The 1301-nt window shown below is 45.3% G+C and carries 1 protein-coding gene and 2 pseudogenes; 1 reads left to right on the top strand and 2 read right to left on the bottom strand.

The window, feature by feature from the left end; genetic code table 11:
* Nucleotides 1–50 precede the first annotated feature (50 nt).
* Complete coding sequence (locus tag QUA25_RS29240) at nucleotides 51–236, top strand: CopG family transcriptional regulator (RefSeq protein WP_333043198.1); 186 nt, start codon at nucleotides 51–53, stop codon at nucleotides 234–236.
* 318 nt (nucleotides 237–554) lie between these two features.
* Here the strand turns inward: QUA25_RS29240 and QUA25_RS29635 are convergent.
* Together QUA25_RS29635 and QUA25_RS29235 are read right to left on the bottom strand one after the other, a co-directional pair.
* Nucleotides 555–617, bottom strand: a pseudogene (locus tag QUA25_RS29635) (IS1/IS1595 family N-terminal zinc-binding domain-containing protein); the annotation flags it as partial.
* A 179-nt stretch (nucleotides 618–796) separates the two neighbouring features.
* Nucleotides 797–1301, bottom strand: a pseudogene (locus tag QUA25_RS29235) (hypothetical protein); the annotation flags it as partial.

The following is a 1301-nucleotide window of genomic DNA, read 5'->3' as shown; positions in this document are numbered from 1 at the left end:
CCAATCTTCAAAAATGGTTCGTGGAAATTTTCGCTAAACCCACATAGCTGTTGGATCATTTTTTTTGTGGAGGTCTCCAAGACCCCAACTTTGTTCGTACTACCGTTTACCTCCCCAAACTTCTGCACCGCCAACTTAAATCCGCAGCAGCGCAATCAGGTCAGGAAATGAGCGAGCTGGTGGAGAAGTCGGTCGCTCAATACCTCCAGCAGTTCAATCCCGACGACAGTCTGTAAACATTGAAATATTTGAATGTTTAAACATTTAAATATCTAACAGCGAAAAGTACACAATTCCTCGCTGTGGAGCGCGTGCTGCATTCATTGGATTGTGAGGCTGCTCATAAGCTTGATATGGACGATGAGAAGGGGAGCGGCTGAGAGTGAGGAAATTGTGGCAACGGGGGACGATCGCCAAGAGTGTTGGTAGGGATATATTAGCGACTTCAATCTAACTGCGCCCTCACCGCCCTCTCGGCTTCCTCAAAGTGGTCTTGAGAAACCAAGGGTGCAGCAACCCAAACCAAGCACCAGAAAACCAATCAGCGAGCGCCATTAATAACTTAAATTCTCAATAAACTGACGACTACAATTTTTACATTTAAATCGCTGTTTCCCCTAAGAAGTCTTTCCATTTTTAATAAAAAAATCGCTTTGACAATTAGGATATTCCATACTTTTACCTCGGAAATTTATGTTGATTTAATATTAAACCATTACTGTGCATCACTACCAAAGCATTTAACTACTTGCGGGACATATTAGTAGAGCAAGGATTCCTCGCCCTACTAACAGCTTTAAAGCAGAGTAATTGCAGTCGATGCCGGAGCGCTGATCGAACCTGGGCCAAAGCCCAAATTCACCACCCCACCAGCCAAACCAGGAAGATTGTTAATCGTCAGACTAACGCTAGTTTGACCGGGATTAAAGTTCACCGTGCCTCCCGAAGGATTCACAGCAAATGGACTAATGTTGTAGTCTATGTTGTTCACAGGTTGATCACCACTAGGGGCAACAATCAAATAGTCGATCGAAGCCGAAACCGAAGTATCGCCAGTCCGATTAATCGTAAACTGTCCAGAACCACCATCAATAATAGGATCGGGAGACGAACCGTAAGAGAAGAAAGTCGGAGGCACAGCAGTAGTATCAATATTAGAAATCCCTTGATATTCAATGTTCCGCACTAGGTAGTCGGAACCATCGTTTTTGAAGGAGGTGGCGGCGTAGGCAGCGGTGGGGCTATCGTAGGCTTTGGTGGAGAACCGCAGTTCGTCAAAAATAGCGCCGCCGAGAGAGTCT

It is taken from the genome of Microcoleus sp. Pol17C6 (assembly GCF_036701145.1).
Classification (GTDB): domain Bacteria; phylum Cyanobacteriota; class Cyanobacteriia; order Cyanobacteriales; family Microcoleaceae; genus Microcoleus.
This window is presented reverse-complemented; position numbering and strand designations above follow the sequence as displayed.